Here is a 17,302-nt window from a genome sequence, read left to right on the forward strand (position 1 = left end):
GTTCCCATGCCTGTGCACCGCATCGGACTGGTCGTCCACGAGGGCCGCGCCGCCGCGCGCGAGGCCGCGCGGTGCGTGCGGGCGTGGGGCGATGCGCATCAGGTGCCCTGCACCGAGATCGACGTGTGGTCGGAGGACAGCCGACGGCGTTCCGGCCGCGAGGAGTCGGCCGCGGCCGGTGACCCCGACCTGGTGGTGACGCTCGGCGGGGACGGGACCTTCCTGCGCGGCGCGCGGATCGCGGTGAAGACCGGCGCCGGGGTGCTCGGCGTCGACCTGGGCAAGGTCGGCTTCCTCACCGAGGTGCCGGTGCGCGACGTCACGACGGCCCTGGACGCCGTCCACGCCGGCGCGGCGGTGGTGGAGGAGCGCATGACACTGACCATGCGGGCCTCCCGGCCGCCGGAGGTGCCCGGCGCGATGGAGGCCTTCCTCTGCTACGGACGCGGCCCCGCCCTGCCGCCGCCGACCGTGCGGCCTGAGCGCGGCGCGGGCGACGGCTGGGGCGTGGCCCTGGACGTCAACGCCCTCAACGACATCGTGGTGGAGAAGCTGGCCCGCGACCACCAGGTCAGCGCGGGCGTGTACCTCTCCGGACGGCTGCTGGCGGCCTACTCCGCCGACGCGCTGGTGGTCGCCACGCCGACCGGCTCGACGGCCTACTGCTTCGCGGCCGGCGGGCCGGTGCTCTCGCCGCACATGGACGCCCTCGTGTTCACCCCGATCGCGCCGCACATGACGTTCAACCGCACCGTCGTGGCCGCCCCCGACGAGCCGGTGGCGCTGCGCATCCTGCCGCACTCGGGCCGCGCGGCGGTCAGCATCGACGGGCAGCTGCGCGGGGTGCTCGACCCGGGGGACTGGATCGGGGTCTACCGCGCGCCGCAGCGGGTGCGGCTGGTCCGGCTCGGTCCCACCGACTTCTACGGCCGGCTGCGGGACCGCTTCCGGCTCACCGACGCGCCCGCCACCGCGACCGACGGGGAGTCGGCGCCTTTCTTCCGCCCCGACTCCCCCGTGCCGCCGGACCTGGCGGGCCTGCGGTTGCCGCCGCCCGCGGCGGCCCGCTGAGATCCCACGCGGTCGTCATGTCGAGGTGTCGACGGCGTCGCGCGGCGCGGGGTCGATCGGCAGGAGCACCTGGAAGCGGGTGTCGCCCGGTGCGGACCGCAGCCGCAGTTCGCCGCCGTGCCGGTTGACGACGATGCGCCAGGAGATGTCCAGGCCCAGGCCGGTGCCCTCGCCGACGGGCTTGGTGGTGAAGAACGGGTCGAAGACCCGGCTCGCCACCTCCTCCGGCACCCCGGGGCCGGTGTCGCGGAACTCGACCAGCGCCCGGTCGCCCTCCCTGCCGGTGCGCACGGTGAGGGTGCCGCCCGCACCGGTGCTGCGCATGGCCCAGGCCGCGTTGTCGACCAGGTTCGTCCAGACCTGGTTCAGCTCCGCGGGGTAGCAGGGGATGCCCGGCAGGGTGCGGTCGTAGTCGCGCTCCACGGCGATGTCCTGGCCGAGCTTGCCCGAGAGCAGCAGCAGCGTGCTGTCGAGCAGCTCGTGCAGGTCGGCGTTCTGGAACGGGGCGCGGTCCAGCTGCGAGTACTCCTTCGCCGCACCGACGAGCACGGAGATGCGGCGGGTGGCGTCGTCGATCTCGCCGATCAGGAGCTCCACCTCCACCGTGCAGCCCAGCCACTCCACCGCCCGGCCCAGCGCGTCCGCGGAGACCGCGCCGGCGACGCGGTCCAGCCAGTCCGGGCCCAGACCCGCCTGGACGAGGACCGGCGCCAGCGCCCAGCCGTCGGGCACCCGGTGCTCCTCCAGCCAGTCCCCGACCTCGTCCTCCAGGTCCGCGGCCTGCAGCGGGCCGAGGGAAGGGACCTGCCGGATCGCGGCGACGGTGCTGTCCTGAAGCTCGCTCAGACGGGCCAGGTCCTCGGCCCGCTGCGGATCGGCGGCCAGTTCGCCGAACTCGCGGCGCAGCCGGGCGATGCGCTCCCGCAGCGCCTCGGTGGCGCGCATGGCGGCGGCCGCGGGGTTGTTGAGCTCGTGCGTGAGTCCGGCCGTCATGGACCCGAGAGCCAGCAGCCGCTCGCGCTGGCCGATGGCCTCTTGGGTGTTCTTGAAGCCGAAGAACAGGCCCTCCAGAAGGTGGACGGCCATCGGGAACCACTCCCGCATGATCTGCGCGAACGCCTCGGCGGGCAGCAGGAAGAACCTCGAACGCTCGGTCACCCGAAGCGAGTTGTTGTACACCTGCGGCACCTGGTCGCCGAGGTAGGCCTGGAAGGCTCCGGCGTAGACGCCGGGCGCGGAGGTGCGGCTGACGTCGACGTCGTCGCCGCCGACCAGCCGGGAGAGCACCACGGTGCCCTGGAACAGCACGAAGAAGTTCTCCGCCGGATCGCCCTCGCGGTAGACCGGCCCAGGGTCGAACCACTCCACCCGCCCGACGTGGCACAGCCGGCGCAGTTGCTCGGGCGTGAGCTTCTCGAACAGGAACAGCGTGCGCAGCTCCTCCTCGTCGCAGCCGGCCGGACGGGCGGTCAAGACTGCTCCAGGTAGCGGTGCGCGAGCATGACGGCCATCGCGCCCTCGCCGACGGCGGAGGCCACCCGCTTGGCGGACTCCGAGCGCACGTCCCCGGCGGCGAACACGCCGGGCACGCTGGTCTCCAGGTGGTACGGCGGCCGGTCGAGCGCCCATCCGGCGGGCGGGCGGCCGTCGGCGCTGAGGTCGGGCCCGGTCAGCACGAAGCCGTGTCGGTCCCTGCGCACCGTGTCGTCAAGCCAGTCGGTCAGCGGAGCCGCGCCGATGAAGACGTAGAGCCACTGCGCGTCGACGGTCTAGCTCTCCCCCGTCGCGCGGTTCCGCAGCGTCAGTCCCTCCAGGTGGTCCTCCCCGTGGACCGCCTCCACCACGGTGTCCGTGCGGACCGTGATGCCGGGCGCGTTCTCCACCCGCTGGAGCAGGTAGTACGACATCGAGGCGGACAGCTGCGAGGCCCGCACCAGCAGGGTGACGCGGCGGGCGGTCCTGGCCAGGAACATCGCGGCCTGGCCCGCGGAGTTCGCCCCGCCGACGATGTAGACGTCCTGGCCCTGGCAGGCGGCCGCCTCGGTCAGCGCCGAGCCGTAGAAGACGCCGCGCCCGGTCAGCCCGGCCGCCCCCGGCACCTCCAGCTGCCGGTAGGAGACGCCCGTCGCCAGGATCACCGCCTGGGCGGAGACCGCGGAGCCGTCGGCGAAGCGCAGCGTGCGGGCGGCCCCGGTCACCTCCAGGCCGGTGACCTTGCACGCGGTCAGCAGCTCGGCGCCGAACTTCGTGGCCTGGCGGCGCGCCCGTTCGGTGAGCTGCGCCCCGGAGACGCCGTCGGGGAAGCCCAGGTAGTTCTCGATCCGGGAGCTCTGACCCGCCTGCCCACCGGTCGCCTCACGCTCGACCAGGACCGTGCGCAGCCCCTCGGAGGCCCCGTAGACGGCCGCGCCGAGGCCGGCCGGGCCGCCGCCGACCACGACCAGGTCGTAGAAGTCTGCCGCGGGTGTGGTCGACAGCCCCACATGGTCGGCCAGATCCCGCTCCGTCGGTTCGACGAGAGGGGTGCCGTCGGGGGTGACCACCAGCGGCAGCCGCAGTCCCGTCTCCCCGGCCGCGGCCAGCAGCCGTCTGCCCTCCGGTTCCTCGCTGGAGTACCACCGGTAGGGCACCTGGTTGCGGGCCAGGAACTCCCTGATCTGCGAGGAGCGGGCCGACCAGCGGTGGCCGACCACCTTGGTGGTGTCCACGTCCCTGCCGTCGGTGACCTGCCAGGACTCCAGCAGGTCGTCCACCACCGGGTAGAGCTTCTCCTCCGGCGGCTCCCACGGCTTGAGCAGGTAGTGGTCCAGGTCGACGACGTTGATGGCGTCGATCGCGGCGTTGGTGTCGGCGTAGGCGGTGAGCAGGACCCGTCTGGCGGCGGGGTACAGGTCGAGCGCCTCCTCCAGGAACTCGATGCCGTCCATCCGGGGCATCCGGTAGTCGGCCAGGATCACCGCGACCGGCGCTCCCCGCAGCTTCAGCTCGCGCAGCGCCTCCAGCGCGGACCCGCCGGACTCGGCGCGGACCACCCGGTAGCGGTCCCCGTAGCGACGGCGCAGGTCCCTGGCCACGGCCCGGGACACGGCGGGATCGTCGTCCACGGTCAGCAGCACGGCCCGTACCGCTCCGGCGGCCTCTGTCATGGTTCACCACCCGGTACGTCGCGGGGCTGGAGGGGACGACCCCTCCAGTCTGCTCGTCCGGGCGCGCCTCGGCCCGCCGTCGCGGCCAGGCCGGATCGCGGCCGCCGCGAGGCCGGGCGCGGTGCCGGGTGACGACACACCGCCCGGCGACGAGCCGGTGGGGCGGGCTCGTCGTCGGGCGGTGAGGGGTCGGGCGGTGAGGAGTCGGGCGGTGAGGGGTCAGGCGGCCGGCGGGGTGGCGAACGGGGCGGCCCAGGTCTGGTTGGTCTGGATCGCGCCGGGCGCGGCGCCGCAGCTGTAGAGGTCGACCGGGGTGCCCGCGGCGGTGGTCGCGCCGCCGTAGACGTCCAGGCACTGGCTGGTTCCGCCGAGCTTCAGGTTGCCGTCACGGTCGTAGGCCCAGGTCTGGTAGCCGGGGGCCGAGCCGCAGGCGGCGATGCCGACCCACTGGCCCTGCTTGCTGTTGATCGTTCCCTTGGTGGTGCCGCTCTGGGCCGTGAGGCACAGGTTCGAGGTGCCGGACTGGAGCAGCTTGACCGAGCCGTCGGCGTTCATCTGCCACTGCTGGTTGCCGGTGCCGCTGCAGGGGTAGACGTCGGCGGGGTTGTTCGCGCCGGTGCCCGAGGCGTAGTTGTCCAGGCAGAGCGACTCCTTGCTCCAGTCGTCGCGGGAGACGGTGATCTGTCCACGCGGCGTGAAGCTCGCCCCGCTGGGCGGAGTGATCTTCAGCATCGCGCTGTCGTGGGAGCCGACGGTCAGCGCGACGGTGCCGGTCGAGCTGCTGGTGCTGTGCGCCCACAGGTCGCGGACGGTGTAGCTGCCGCCGGTGCCGTCGAAGCCGAGGGCGTTCAGGTTGAGCGTGTAGTTCGCGCTGGAGGCGCCCTTGTTGAGGACGACGACGGCGCGGCTGCCGTCGGCGAGCGGCTTGACCACGACGTCGATGCCGCTGCTTGCGGCCGGGGTGCCGTCGGCGTTGCGGGCCCCGCCGGTGACCCGGTAGCCGCCTGCGCCCAGCGGGTCCTGGTCGACCGCGATGACCTCGCTGTTGCCGAGGATCGCGACCGAGTTCTGCAGGTGGGTCGCCATGGCCGGGTCGGTCGTGGCGAGGGAGGAGAGGTAGGACGGCTCGAACTTGCGGGCGTCCGTGGAGATCACCAGCGGCGCCGCCAGGGCGGAGAAGAGCGACATCTGGCTGCGCTCCTCCGCCGTGGTCATGCCGTTGTCGCCGATCAGCAGCATGTCGGCGTCGTTCCAGTTGCCCGGCCCCTGGTAGCGGCTGAGCTCCACGGTGTTGTCGAAGCTCTGGTAGGCGCCGAAGTTGTAGCCGCCGTTCTGGATGGCCTGGTTCCACGGGTCCTTGCCGTCGCCGTAGGTCCAGATGTCGGGGCCGACCCGCCACAGCTGCCCGAGCGGGCGGACCCAGTCCATGGATGCGAACTTGGCCGAGCCGTTGCCGTAGCCCGCCGGCGCGGAGATGTCGAACATGACGTTGGGCTTCGCCGTGCCGGCCTTGTTCGCGTTGGTGACGGCGGTGGCCAGGTCTCCGGACATCCGGGTGTCGAGGGTCTGCACCGCCTCCTGGTCACCGCAGTTGTCGTACTTGAGTTCGTCGACACCCCAGTAGACGAAGGAGTTGGCGTCGCTCTGCTCATAACCCTCGCTGCCGTTGGGCAGGTTGGGAGAGGTCGGCGCGGCGGTGCTGCAGGTGTGCGTGCCGGAGGTCTCGTAGATGCCGAACTTGGCGCCCAGGCTGTGCAGGTAGGTGCCGTAGGCGGTCAGCTCGTAGTCGAAACCGGGCTGCTGGGAGGTGTTGCGCACGTCGGTGGCGCCGCCCCAGTTCAGTGCGCCGTGCAGGTAGCCCGAGCTGTTGCGGTACATCCAGCAGTCGTCGACCGTCACCGACTTGTAGCCGGCGGCGATCAGTCCGGTGTCGGACAGCGCCTTGGCGTTGTCCTCCATGTACTGCTGGAACGAGTAGTTGATCTGCGGCGAGCCGTTCAGCGGGGCCTGCGGCGTGCATTCGATGCGGGCCCAGTTGTTGAAGCCCATGGGCGGTGTCACGGCGATCGCGCCGTTCGGGGTGGCGGAGGCCGAGTAGTTCGCGGCCGTCTGGTTCACTCCGTCGTTCGCGACGGCGGGGGGTGCGGCGAGGACGGCCCCTCCCACGAGCAGCGCACCGCTCACCAGGGCCGGAGCCGTGCGGCGCAGGGGGTTGTTGATCACCTGATTCTGTTCCTTTCGTCAGTTTCTGCTGATTCCTGGGAAGGTGGGCTGGGTGCGGCGGGACGGGGCGGTCAGGTCGGCCCCGTCCCGCCGCGGCTTTCACCGACCCGCGGAGACGGCGGCGGTCTGCAGGGTGGTCAGGACGCCCTGCGGGTCCTTGAGCGCGCCGCCGATCCGGGTCTTGACCTGCGCGTTGACGACGTCCCACTCCGGGGCCGACACCGGCACGAACTGTGCGTTCGGCAGCGCCTTCAGGAACGGCACCAGCTCGGGCACGTCCGACTCCACCTGCCTGACGGCGTCCTCCGTGACCGGCAGCAGGTCGTACTCCTCGTCGAACCTGACCTGCCACCGCTTCTGGAAGGCGAAGTCGAGGAACGCCTTGATCTGCGCGGCGTGGCCGCCCGACGTGAAGCCGTAGATCCAGTCGCCCACGCCCAGGGTCTGCGGGGTGCCGCCGGCCTGCGCGGTGGGCAGCGACGCCCAGGTCACGTCCAGGTTGTTCTTCTTGATGTCGTCCAGCTGGATCGGCATGCCGTTGAGCATGCCGACCTTGCCCGAGGCGAAGTCGGCGTACAGGTCGGTGCGCTTGACCGAGCCCGGGTCCTTCTCGGTCAGGCCCGCGTCCACCCACTTGCCCAGCTGCTTGAACGTGGCCACGTTCGCGGCCGAGTTGATCACCCACTTGCCGCTCGCGTCGACGTAGCCGCCGCCGTTGTTCATCTCCCACATGAACGACTCGGCCTGCGCCTCCTCCGAACCCAGCGGCAGACCCAGCGGGATCGACACCCCGGCGGCCTTCATCCTCGTGGCGGCCCGCTGCACCCCGGCCCAGGTCTTCGGCGCTACGGCCTGGTTGCCGTTCATCGGCAGGCCGGCCTTCTTCCACAGCGCGTTGTTGATCAGGAACGCGCGGGAGGAGGAGACGAACGGGACGCCGTAGAGGGCGCCGCCCTGGTCGCCCGCCCGGGCCAGCGCGGGGATCAGGTCCGACTGCACCGACTGGTTCAGCTCCTGGTCGGTGGTGTAGAGCAGGCCCGCCGCCGAGAAGCTCGCGTAGCCCGGACCCTCGACGATGTCCGGGTACTGCTTGTTCTGGACCATCGTGGCGAGCCGGGCCGAGATGTCGTTCCAGTCGAAGACCTGCACGTCGACCTTGATCTTCGGATTGACCCGCTCGAACGCGCCGACGAGGTCGTCCCAGTAGGCCCGGCTCGGGTTCCGGCCGTTGGACCCGTAGTCCGCGGCCACGAACCTGAGCGTGGTGACGCCGTCCGCCGCGGCACCGCCGGAGCCGCCCGCGCCCGGGCTGCCACAGGCCGTCAGTACCAGTACGCCGGTGACCGCCGGTGCAAACGCGGCCGGAACACGCCGATTCATCGCCTACTCCCTTCGATCGAGCGCCCGCCGGCTTGGCAGGTACCCAGCAGGTGCCGCCGTTGCCGCGATGCTAGGGAGCGAAGAGGGCGACTGACTAGAGGTTGGATGCTCATTTCTGCATAACTTCTTTGTTATCTGCTCATAATCAAGCACTCATTCCTGCTCACATGCGCATCCCGCCGCAGCTCGGCGACACCGGCGCCGAACGCGCGTGGGCCGCCCCCGCAGCAGTGCGGGGGCGGCCCACGGGCCTTGCGAGAAGGGGGTGTTCAGGAGTCCAGAGCCGCCGCCACCACGTCCTTGGCCTCCTGCTGCACCTGGCCGAGGTGCTCCGCGCCGTGGAAGGACTCGGCGTAGATCTTGTAGACGTCCTCGGTGCCCGAGGGACGCGCCGCGAACCAGGCGTTGGCCGTGGCGACCTTGATCCCGCCGATCGCGGCGCCGTTGCCGGGCGCCTCGGTGAGGACCGCGGTGACCTTCTCGCCCGCCAGCGTCTCCGCGCCGACCTGGGCCGGGGAGAGCTTCGCCAGCAGTGCCTTCTGCTCGCGGGAGGCCGGCGCGTCGATCCGCGCGTAGGCGGGCGCGCCGAAGCGGGCCGTCAGCTCCGCATACCGCTCCGACGGGGTCTGCCCGGTGACCGCCGTGATCTCCGAGGCGAGCAGCGCCAGGATGATGCCGTCCTTGTCCGTGGTCCACACCGAGCCGTCCCGGCGCAGGAAGGACGCCCCGGCCGACTCCTCGCCGCCGAAGCCGAGGCTGCCGCCGACCAGCCCGTCGACGAACCACTTGAAGCCCACCGGCACCTCGACCAGCTCCCGGCCCAGATCCGCGGCGACGCGGTCGATCATGCTGGAGGAGACCAGCGTCTTGCCGACGCCCGCGCGCGCGGGCCACGCGCCGCGGTGGCTGAAGAGGTACTCGATCGCGGCCGCGAGGTAGTGGTTCGGGTTCATCAGCCCGGCGTCCGGTGTGACGACGCCGTGCCGGTCGGCGTCCGCGTCGTTGCCGGTCGCGATCCGGTAGCGGTCACGCTGCGCGATCAGGGACGCCATGGCATACGGGGAGGAGCAGTCCATGCGGATCTTCCCGTCCCAGTCCAGCGTCATGAAGCGCCAGGTGGGATCGGTGAGCGGGTTGACGACGGTCAGGTCGAGCCGGTGCTGCTCGGCGATCCGGCCCCAGTACGCGACCGACGCCCCGCCCAGCGGGTCGGCGCCGATGCGGACGCCGGCCGCCCGCACCGCGTCCAGGTCGAGGACGGCGGGCAGGTCCGCGACGTAGGCGCCGAGGAAGTCGTAACGGCCGGTCCCCGGCGCGGCCAGCGCCTGCGTGTAGGGCAGCCGCCGCACCTCCTTGAGGCCCCCCGCGATGATCTCGTTGGCGCGGTCCTGGATCCAGGAGGTGGCCTCCGAGCCGGCCGGGCCGCCGCTGGGCGGGTTGTACTTGAAGCCGCCGTCCGCGGGCGGGTTGTGCGAGGGGGTGACCACGACACCGTCGGCGAGACCGGTGGTGCGGTTCCGGTTGTGGGTCAGGATGGCGTGCGAGACCGCCGGGGTGGGGGTGTAGCCGTCGGCGCTGTCGATCAGCACGGTCACCTCGTTGGCCGCGAACACCTCCAGCGCGGTGACCCTCGCGGGCTCGGACAGCGCGTGGGTGTCAGCGCCCAGGAACAGCGGCCCATCGGTGCCCTGGGCGCGCCGGTACTCGCAGATGGCCTGGCTGGTGGCGGCGATGTGGTCCTCGTTGAAGGCCGTCGCCCGCGAGGAACCACGGTGCCCCGAGGTGCCGAACGCGACCCGCTGGGCGGGTTCGGCCGGGTCGGGATGGAGCGCGTAGTACTCCGTCACCAGACGGGCGACGTCGACGAGGTCGTCGGGACGGGCCGGTTGCCCGGCACGTTCGTGCGGCATGGGATCACTCCTGGTCGATCCGGAGGCGGGAGGCCAGCAGTTCGGCGACGAGGGTCTCGGCGAGCAGTCGGACGCCCTCGTCCGTCTCGCCACGTTAGCGCAGCTCGTACCCCGCGCCGGGGACCTCGAAGCGGTCCGGCGAACAGCCGCGCGGAACCGTCGGGGGCAGCGGTCGGCGCACCGGCGTAGTGTCGGTGGCGTACCCCGATCCAGGAGTGGGTGGCGATGACGGCTGCACCCGGCCTGACGAGCGGGCACCGGCGCGCGCTGGAGCGGATCAGGCGGCGTGAGGACGCCGCCTTCCGCGCGCGGGTGCCGATCTCGCTGGCGCTGACGGACCGGGCCCGCGCCCATATGCCCAATGGCGTGCCGACGCCGTGGATGGCCGGTTTCTACCGGACGCCGACGCTGTGGGTGGACCACGGCAGCGGGCCCTCGTTCACCGACGTCGACGGGAACAGCTACCTCGACTTCAACGTCGGCGACATGTCCACTGTGCTCGGCTACGCCCATCCGCGGCTGACCGAGGTGATCGCCGCCCAGGCGGCCCGCGGCGTCCAGCTGTTGCTGCCCTCCGAGAGCGCCCTGGGCGTGTGCGAGCAGTTGCGTCTGCGTTTCGGGCTCCCGCAGTGGCAGTTCACGCTCTCCGCCTCGACGGCCAACGCCGAGGCGCTGCGGATCGCGCGGGTGGCCACCGGCCGGCAGGGCGTGCTGCTCTTCGCCGGCAAGTACCACGGCCAGCTGCACGAGACGCTCTGGGACGGGGCCGGAGGCGCGGGCCTGGTGTCGGAGGGAACCGGCCTGGGCAGTCCGCCTCCCGGACTCGACGTCGTGGAGTTCAACGACCTGGAGGCCGCGCGGCGGGTGCTGGAGCGTGGACGGTGCGCCGCCGTGCTCGTCGAGGGGGTGCTCACCAACTGCGGCACCGTGCTGCCCGCCCCCGAGTTCCTGCCCGGCCTGCGGGAGGCGTGCACGCGCAGCGGAACCCTGCTGGTGCTGGACGAGACGCACACGCAGTTCGACTGCTACGGGGGCGCGGTCGCGCACTTCGGGATCGCCCCCGACATGGTGACCGGCGGCAAGGGCATCGCGGGCGGGGTCCCCATCGGCGCCTACGGTCTCACGGACGAACTCGCCGCGCTCGTGACGGAGCAGTTGGGCGACGAACTGGGCGAGACGGTCGGGATCGCCCTGGGCGGCACGCTGTTCGCCAACGCGCTGTCGATGGCCTGTGCGGAGGCCGTCCTCGCCGAGCTGATGACGCCGGACGCCTACGAGCGGATCGGCGCTCTCGGCGCCCGGCTGGCCGACGGCATCGAGGCCGCCGCGAGGAAGCACGAACTGCCGTGGCGCGCCCACCGGTTCGGCGCCCGCTCCGGGTACTGCCTGAGCCCGGAGCTGCCGCGCAACGCCCGCGAGGCGCACGCCGACCTGGACGCGCTGTTCATCGACACCCGGCGGGTGTACTTCGCCAACCGCGGCATCTGGGACGCCATCGCCTCCTCGGGACCGCATGCCGGATTCGCCCACGGCGCCGCGGACGTCGACGCCTATCTGGCGGTGCTCGACGTGTTCCTCGACGAGATGTGCGCGGCCTGAGGGCTCGACCGCCCGGCCGTCCGTGGTCAGGACGTCGGCGGTCGGGGCGTCCGCGGTCAGGGCGTGCGGACCGGGGCGCCCAGTCGGTAGGCGTCGGCGGAGAACGCGGCGGCGACGGCGAAGCGGTCGGCGCGCACGAGCGTCTGCCGCCACTCGACCGGGCGTCCGTCGGCGTCGTGCCCGAGGCGGTCGATGGCGAAGAGCGCGGTGGTCGGCGGGCAGTCGAGCAGAACGCGCTCGCCGCGTCCGGGCACGACCGCACGGATCCGCTCCCACCCGCCGGAGACGCGGGCGCCGCAGTGGCGTTCGAGTTCGTCGTAGAGCGAGGTGTGGGTGAAGTCCACCGTCAGCAGCGGAGCGGCCAGATCCGCGGGAAGCCAGACCCGGTCGACGGCCAGTGGCTCCCCGTCGGCGAGTCGGAGACGTTCGAGGTAGACGAGCGGCGTGGACTCCTCCAGTCCCAGCCGGGCCGCGATGACTCCGTCGGCGCGCCGGTCGAGCACCCGGGTGATGCTGCGCTGGACCGCACCGACCTCCTCGACGGAGCGGAAGAGGCTGTACGCCTCGCCCATCCGCTGCTCGAGCGGTCGGCCCGCGCCGAACCGGGAGACCCTGCCGCGTTGGGCGGTGACCAGGCCCTCCGCGCGGAGCTGCCGCAGCGCCTCGCGGACCGTGTGCCGGCTCACCCCGTATTCGGCGACCAGGTCGTGCTCGCCGGGGAACACGTCCAGGAACTCGCCCGCGTCGAGTCGGCGCAGTAGGTCGGCCCGCAGCTGGGCCCAGAGCGGACTGCCCGCCGAGCGGGCGAGGGGGCGGGGGCCGGACGGGGGCTTCACCGGCGCCGTCGCGGCGGTCGGCGTCTGCCGGGTGGTGTGGACACGCAGTGAATGTTCGTGCTTCCGGGCAGGCAACGCAAACGTGGCGGCTCGGCGGGGAGGCCTCACACCAGGACGCCGAGCAGCATGGACGCGGCCACGGCGAGCAGCAGCACGGCGAAGGCCCGCTGGAGTGCGGCGCCGGAGAACCTGGCTGCCAGTCGCTTGCCGTCCCACGCGCCGAGGACCGCTGCTCCGGCGAACGGACCGAGGACGGCGAGATCGAGCGAGGCGCCGTCGGTCGCCAGGCGGGTGGTCAGGGACACCGCCGAGTTGATGAGGATGACCACCAGGCTGGTGCCGACGGCCCTCCGCATCGGCAGCCGGAGCACGGACACCAGCGCGGGCACGACCATGAACCCACCGCCCACCCCGAGCAGTCCGGTCACCGCGCCCAGGCCTGCTCCGGCCGCAGGCGTCCGCAGGTCACCGGCCCTGCCGGTCGATCCGTCGGCCGCCGTTCCCTCGGCCGGTCCGGCGTGCGCACCGTCGCGCCGCGTCGTGCGGTGCGTCGTGCGCACGCTGCGGAGCATCGCCGCGGCGGCCAGCGCGGCCACGGCGGCGAAGGCCGAGGTCAGCACGGACGGCGGGAGGCGATGCGCGAGAACCGACGCGACGACGGCGGGCGGCACGCCCGCGGCGGCGAACACCGCGCCGGTCCGCCAGCTGACGTCGCCGGTACCGGCATGACGCGCCAGCGCGGCAACGGAGGTCGCGGCGACGACGGCTAGGCTGGTGGTCCCGGCGACCTGGGGCGCGACGCCCAGCAGGTAGACGAGCGCCGGGACCGCGAGGACGCCCCCGCCCCCGCCGAGGGCGCCGAGCGCCAGACCGACCACCGCACCGCACAGCAGGGCGAGGACGACCGCGCTCACGGCGCTCCGCCGTCGCGGGTCGTGCGCGCGGCCCGGCCGGCGGCCGCCGGGTCGCAGGTCCGGGCCACCATGTCCCGCCAGGCCGAGTAGCCGCCGCGCAGGTCCACCGCCTCGTAGCCGCGGGCCCGCAGCACGGAGGCGGCCACGGAGGAGCGGTTGCCGCTCGCGCACAGCACCACGAGCGGGCGGCCGACCGGCAGTTCGCCCAGGCGGGCGAGCAGTTCGGGCAGCGGGACGAGGCGGGCGCCAGGGACGGTGCCCGTCTCGCGGACCTCGCCCGGACCGCGCACGTCCACCGGTTCGGTGGCGTCCGCGGCTTCGGCGAGCCGGTCGGCGAGGACGTCGGCGTCCACGCGGACCACGTGCGTCAGGTGCGCGGCGGGGAGGGAGCCGATCCCGGTGGCCAGTGCGCCGAGGACCTGGTCGAAACCGATCCTGGCCAGACGCTTGCGTGCCTCGTGGGCGTCGTCGGGGGCCCCGCACAGGAGGACGCGCTCGCCCGCGTCGAGCACCTCCCCGGCGAGCTCGGCGAACCGGCCGCCGAGGGGGACGTTGACGGCCCCGACCAGGTGCGCGGCGGCGAACGACTCCGGGTCGCGGGTGTCCAGGACGGTGGCTCCGCCCGCCCGCGCGGCGAGGAACGCGTCCGGGGCGAGCAGGCGTACGGGGGTGTCCTCGTCCAGCACCGGCCGGGCCTGGCGGTTGCGGACCGAGGTGAACGCGAAGTAGCCGGGCGCGGCCGGCTGCCCCTCGGTCACGAGCGTGACGAACTCGTCCTCGGTCATGGCCGCCAGGGCGTGGTTGTCGCGGCGCTGCCTGCCGATCGTGCAGCTCAGCTCCGTCGAGAGGTTCTTGCCGCAGGCCGATCCCGCCCCGTGCGCCGGATAGACGCGGGTCGCGTCCGGGAGGGCGAGCAGGCGCTCGCGCGTGGACCGGTACAGGGCGCGGGCCATCTCCTCGGCGGGCGTGCCTGCGGCGGCCAGCAGGTCCGGGCGGCCCACGTCGCCGATGAACAGCGTGTCGCCGGTGAGGACTGCGTAGGGGAAGGGATCCCCCGCGTGTTCCCTGACCACCACGCAGACGGACTCCGGGGTATGCCCTGGCGTGTGCATGATCTCCAGGTCCACCTGACCGAGGCTCAGGTGCGCACCGTCCTCCAGGGGCTCGGTGGCGAAGTCGACGACGGCGACGGAGCCGTAGGAGATGCGGGCGCCGGTGCGCGCGGCCAGTTCGAGGTGCCCGGAGAGGAAGTCGGCGTGGACGTGCGTCTCGATGACCCGCTCGACGGTCAGGCCGTGCCGCGCGGCGGCCGCGACGTACTCGTCGACGTCACGTTGCGGGTCGACCACCACCGCCCGGCCGGTGGTGCGGTCACCGACCAGGTACGAGGCGTGGGAGAGGCAGTCGAGGTAGTACTGCTCGAAGACGAGCGGCCCGGTGCGGGGCGGCGTCATGGCGGACTCCTGGGTGGGGTGTCGAGCGTCGTGCGTGGGCGTCGGGCGTCGGGCGTCGGGCGTCGGGCGTCGGGTCAGGCGAGGCCGCGCAGCATGAGGTTCCAGTAGAGGAAGGGCAGGCCACGGCGCTTGAGATGCCACATGTCGGTGCGCTCGCGCATGGTGTCGATCAGCGGGATCGACGGCGTGGGGCGGCCGCTGTAGTCGAACTCGGCGAGCAGCATCTTGTTGCGGGCCGTGGTCAACGGGCAGGAGGAGTAGCCGTGATAGGCGGCGGTGGGCTCCCGGCCGTCGATCGCGGCGAGGAGGTTCTCCACCACCACGGGCGCCTGCTTCCGCACGGCCGCGCCGGTCTTGGAGTTCGGCGACGACCCGGCGTCGCCGAGTGCCCAGATGTCGGGGTGGCGGACGTGCCGCATCGTGTGCGGGTCGATCTCTACATAGCCGGCCGGGTCGTCGGCGCCGGCGAGCGGGCTGCGCTTGATCCAGTCAGGGGCGCTCTGCGGCGGCACCAGATGGGCCATGTCGTACCGCAGGGTCTTCGTGCTCCCGGTGGCCAGCTCGGTGACCACCACCTCGCGCGCCTCCGCGCGCACTTCGGTGATCTCGCTGCCGTAGTGGACGTTGATTCCGTACCTGCGCACCACCTCGTCGAGGACCCGCGCGAACTCGGGAACGCCGAAGATGGCGGCGCCCGGAATCACCAGGTGGACGTCGATCCTGCCGAGCACGCCCTGCTGCCGCCAGTGGTCGGCGGCGAGGTAGGCGATCTTCTGCGGCGCGCCGCCGCACTTGATCGCGCCGGACGGCATCCCGAACACCGCGCTGCCGGAGCGGGTCCCACGGATGAAGCGCCAGGTCGCGGGGGCGGTCTGGGGCAGGTAGTTGCTGGAGAGGCCGTTCCGGCCCAGCCCCGCCGCGAGCCCGGGCACGCGGTCCCAGTCCAGTTGGATTCCTGGGCAGACCACGAGGTGCTCGTAGCCGACGGTGCCCCCGTCCTCCAGCGTCACCTGCCGGCCCTCGGGGTCGACGGCCACGGCGGCGGCCCGTATCCAGCGCACGCCCTTGGGGATGACGGACGCCTGCGGCCGGACGCTCTCCGCCAGCGGGGCGCGCCCGCCGCCGACCAGCGTCCAGAGCGGCTGGTAGTGGTGGTCGCGGCTGGGATCGAGGACGGCGACGTCCCGCTGGCCGGCACGTCGCAGCCGGGCCGCGACCGAGATCCCGGCGGACCCTCCCCCGACGATCACGATCCGGTGGTGCCACTCGGTCGCCATGCACACCTCCCTGGCTAAATGTACGGACATTAAGCTAGATCGCACTGCCTGCAGAATGCAAGCCATCGAAGGGGGCTGAGGCCCTTTGTCCGTACATTTGCCGGGTCGAGGGACAGGGCCCACGGGGGCCGAGGAGGGGCAGCGGGCCAGCATCGACGGCGCGCCCGGAGCACGCTGCGCCTGCGGCCTGCGCCGGCCCCGGGTTCGCCGGGACCAGTGGCCCCGGGCTCCTGTCACGGCCCTGCCAGGCGGACCACGAGGCGCCCGTCCAGCCTGACGCGGTGCGCCCGGGCGCTGCCGGCGAACCCGCCCCAACAGCTCCCTGGCCGGCGACGGTCGAGCCGCTCAGCCCTGGCCCAGACGATCGACCGCGGCGCGCTGCTCGTCCCGTCTCCGCCGGGCCTCCTGGGAGCGCTGCTCCGCCGCGGCAGCTTCCGCGTCCGCGGCGGTTCGCCGCTCCTCCGCCGCCGCGAGCGCCTCACGGGCGCGCACAAGATCCTCCTCCGCCGACCGCACCCGCTCCCCGGCCGCGGTCCGCTGCTCGGCGGCGCGGTCGGCGCGGGTCCGCAGACGCCCCGCCGCAGCTGCCGCGGTCCGCTGCTCCTGCTCCAGGTCGCGCAGCGCCTTCCTGGCCTCGGCCCGGCGCTCCCGCAGGGCGGCGCGGGGCGGCGACGGCGGGCGGACCTGGCGGCCCGAGGGTTCCGGGACGTGCCCGACGGGCGGCGCCGGCAGCTCGGGGAGCACGCTGCCGGGCATGAGCGCCCGGGTGAGCCGGCCCCGGGCGAGCTGCTCGGCCGCGTGTTCGTCGGCGAGTGCCGCACGCAGGGTCTGCTCGATGTCGCCCACCGCCTGCCCGCCGACCGTCTGCCCCGCCCGGACGGCGAGCTCCCGCGCCTCTTTGGCAAGCGCCGTGACCAGCATGTTCCGCTCGGCGGCGAGTTCACGCAGCCGAAGCCGCGCCAGCTGCTCCGGTCGCGCGCGGGCGAAGAGGTTGAGGGCGTACGCGGAAACGGTCGGCCGGCGCAGGTCGCCCAGCCGGTCGGCGAGGCCGCGGTCGCCGGCACGTCGCGCCCGGTCGACGGCGGACCGGCGCGCCGCCACGAACTCGGACGGCGCCAGCGCGTACAGCGCGTCGGCCGCCTCGTCGAACGTCTCCGCCGCCACGACGTCACCGCCTCGCCACTGACGAGGGCCGCTTCCGGCCCGCCTCGTCGCCGCCGAGCGCACGACGCGCGTGTCCCGGCGGGCCGACGTGTCCTCCTCCAGCCTCGCGCCGCGCGGCGGGAGGCGCACGACGGCCCCACCTCGGCCCCGATGGCGTCCGCGCGCGTCGCACCCGACACGCGGTCCTGTGAGACGGTTGAGCGAACGACACGTCACCGCCGGTACAGCACCGCGGCGGCGACGGAGCCGAGCGCGTCGACGGCCGTCGGAAGCCGGGCCCACTGGTGCACTAGTTGATTCTTCAACTATGGTGATCCGCAGCAGACCT

General features: G+C 73.1%; 11 protein-coding genes and 1 pseudogene. 2 read left to right on the plus strand and 10 right to left on the minus strand.

What is annotated here, in order from left to right; genetic code table 11:
* Nucleotides 1–6 precede the first annotated feature (6 nt).
* Nucleotides 7–1,071, plus strand: a complete 1,065-nt coding sequence (locus BS83_RS26305) for an NAD(+)/NADH kinase (RefSeq protein ID WP_037606005.1) — start codon at nt 7–9, stop codon at nt 1,069–1,071.
* A gap of 15 nt (nt 1,072–1,086) precedes the next feature.
* On the opposite strand, the gene BS83_RS26310 is transcribed toward BS83_RS26305, so the two are convergent.
* The 5 genes and pseudogenes from BS83_RS26310 to pgm all read right to left on the minus strand — a co-directional run bounded on the left by BS83_RS26310 (nt 1,087) and on the right by pgm (nt 9,730).
* Nucleotides 1,087–2,544 carry an ATP-binding protein gene (locus BS83_RS26310; protein WP_037606006.1) on the minus strand — a complete coding sequence of 486 codons (1,458 nt, stop codon included), beginning with the start codon at nt 2,542–2,544 and terminating at the stop codon, nt 1,087–1,089.
* A pseudogene (locus tag BS83_RS26315) lies at nt 2,541–4,217 on the minus strand (FAD-dependent oxidoreductase). Before BS83_RS26315 ends, BS83_RS26310 begins: the two are co-directional and overlap by 4 nt.
* Before the next feature lie 219 nt (nt 4,218–4,436).
* On the minus strand, nt 4,437–6,440 hold the full coding sequence (locus BS83_RS26320) for an alpha-galactosidase (RefSeq protein ID WP_037606007.1): 2,004 nt from the start codon (nt 6,438–6,440) through the stop codon (nt 4,437–4,439).
* A 99-nt stretch (nt 6,441–6,539) separates the two neighbouring features.
* Nucleotides 6,540–7,820 (minus strand): extracellular solute-binding protein, encoded by a 1,281-nt coding sequence (locus BS83_RS26325; RefSeq protein WP_037606008.1) that lies wholly within the window; start codon nt 7,818–7,820, stop codon nt 6,540–6,542.
* Between the two features lie 269 nt (nt 7,821–8,089).
* On the minus strand, nt 8,090–9,730 hold the full coding sequence (gene pgm / locus BS83_RS26330; RefSeq protein WP_037606009.1) for a phosphoglucomutase (alpha-D-glucose-1,6-bisphosphate-dependent): 1,641 nt from the start codon (nt 9,728–9,730) through the stop codon (nt 8,090–8,092).
* A 225-nt stretch (nt 9,731–9,955) separates the two neighbouring features.
* Here pgm and BS83_RS26335 point away from each other — a divergent pair, with 225 nt between their 5' ends.
* On the plus strand, nt 9,956–11,329 hold the full coding sequence (locus BS83_RS26335; RefSeq protein WP_051943982.1) for an aminotransferase class III-fold pyridoxal phosphate-dependent enzyme: 1,374 nt from the start codon (nt 9,956–9,958) through the stop codon (nt 11,327–11,329).
* A 56-nt stretch (nt 11,330–11,385) separates the two neighbouring features.
* On the opposite strand, the gene BS83_RS26340 is transcribed toward BS83_RS26335, so the two are convergent.
* From BS83_RS26340 to BS83_RS26360, 5 genes are all read right to left on the minus strand, one after another.
* The gene (locus BS83_RS26340) at nt 11,386–12,165 is read right to left on the minus strand and encodes a GntR family transcriptional regulator (protein ID WP_037609891.1); all 780 of its coding nucleotides are present in this window, start codon (nt 12,163–12,165) and stop codon (nt 11,386–11,388) included.
* A 104-nt stretch (nt 12,166–12,269) separates the two neighbouring features.
* Nucleotides 12,270–13,079, minus strand: a complete 810-nt coding sequence (locus BS83_RS26345) for a sulfite exporter TauE/SafE family protein (RefSeq protein ID WP_037606010.1) — start codon at nt 13,077–13,079, stop codon at nt 12,270–12,272.
* Nucleotides 13,076–14,533, minus strand: coding sequence for an MBL fold metallo-hydrolase (locus BS83_RS26350; RefSeq protein WP_051943984.1), 1,458 nt, complete (start codon nt 14,531–14,533; stop codon nt 13,076–13,078). Before BS83_RS26350 ends, BS83_RS26345 begins: the two co-directional genes overlap by 4 nt.
* Before the next feature lie 74 nt (nt 14,534–14,607).
* Nucleotides 14,608–15,810: an NAD(P)/FAD-dependent oxidoreductase gene (locus BS83_RS26355; protein ID WP_037606011.1), complete on the minus strand. Its 1,203-nt coding sequence runs from the start codon at nt 15,808–15,810 to the stop codon at nt 14,608–14,610.
* A gap of 345 nt (nt 15,811–16,155) precedes the next feature.
* On the minus strand, nt 16,156–16,974 hold the full coding sequence (locus BS83_RS26360; protein ID WP_051943986.1) for a hypothetical protein: 819 nt from the start codon (nt 16,972–16,974) through the stop codon (nt 16,156–16,158).
* Between the last annotated feature and the right edge of the window lie 328 nt (nt 16,975–17,302).

Origin of the sequence: Streptacidiphilus rugosus AM-16 (genome assembly GCF_000744655.1) — a bacterium.
In the GTDB taxonomy this organism is placed as follows: domain Bacteria; phylum Actinomycetota; class Actinomycetes; order Streptomycetales; family Streptomycetaceae; genus Streptacidiphilus; species Streptacidiphilus rugosus.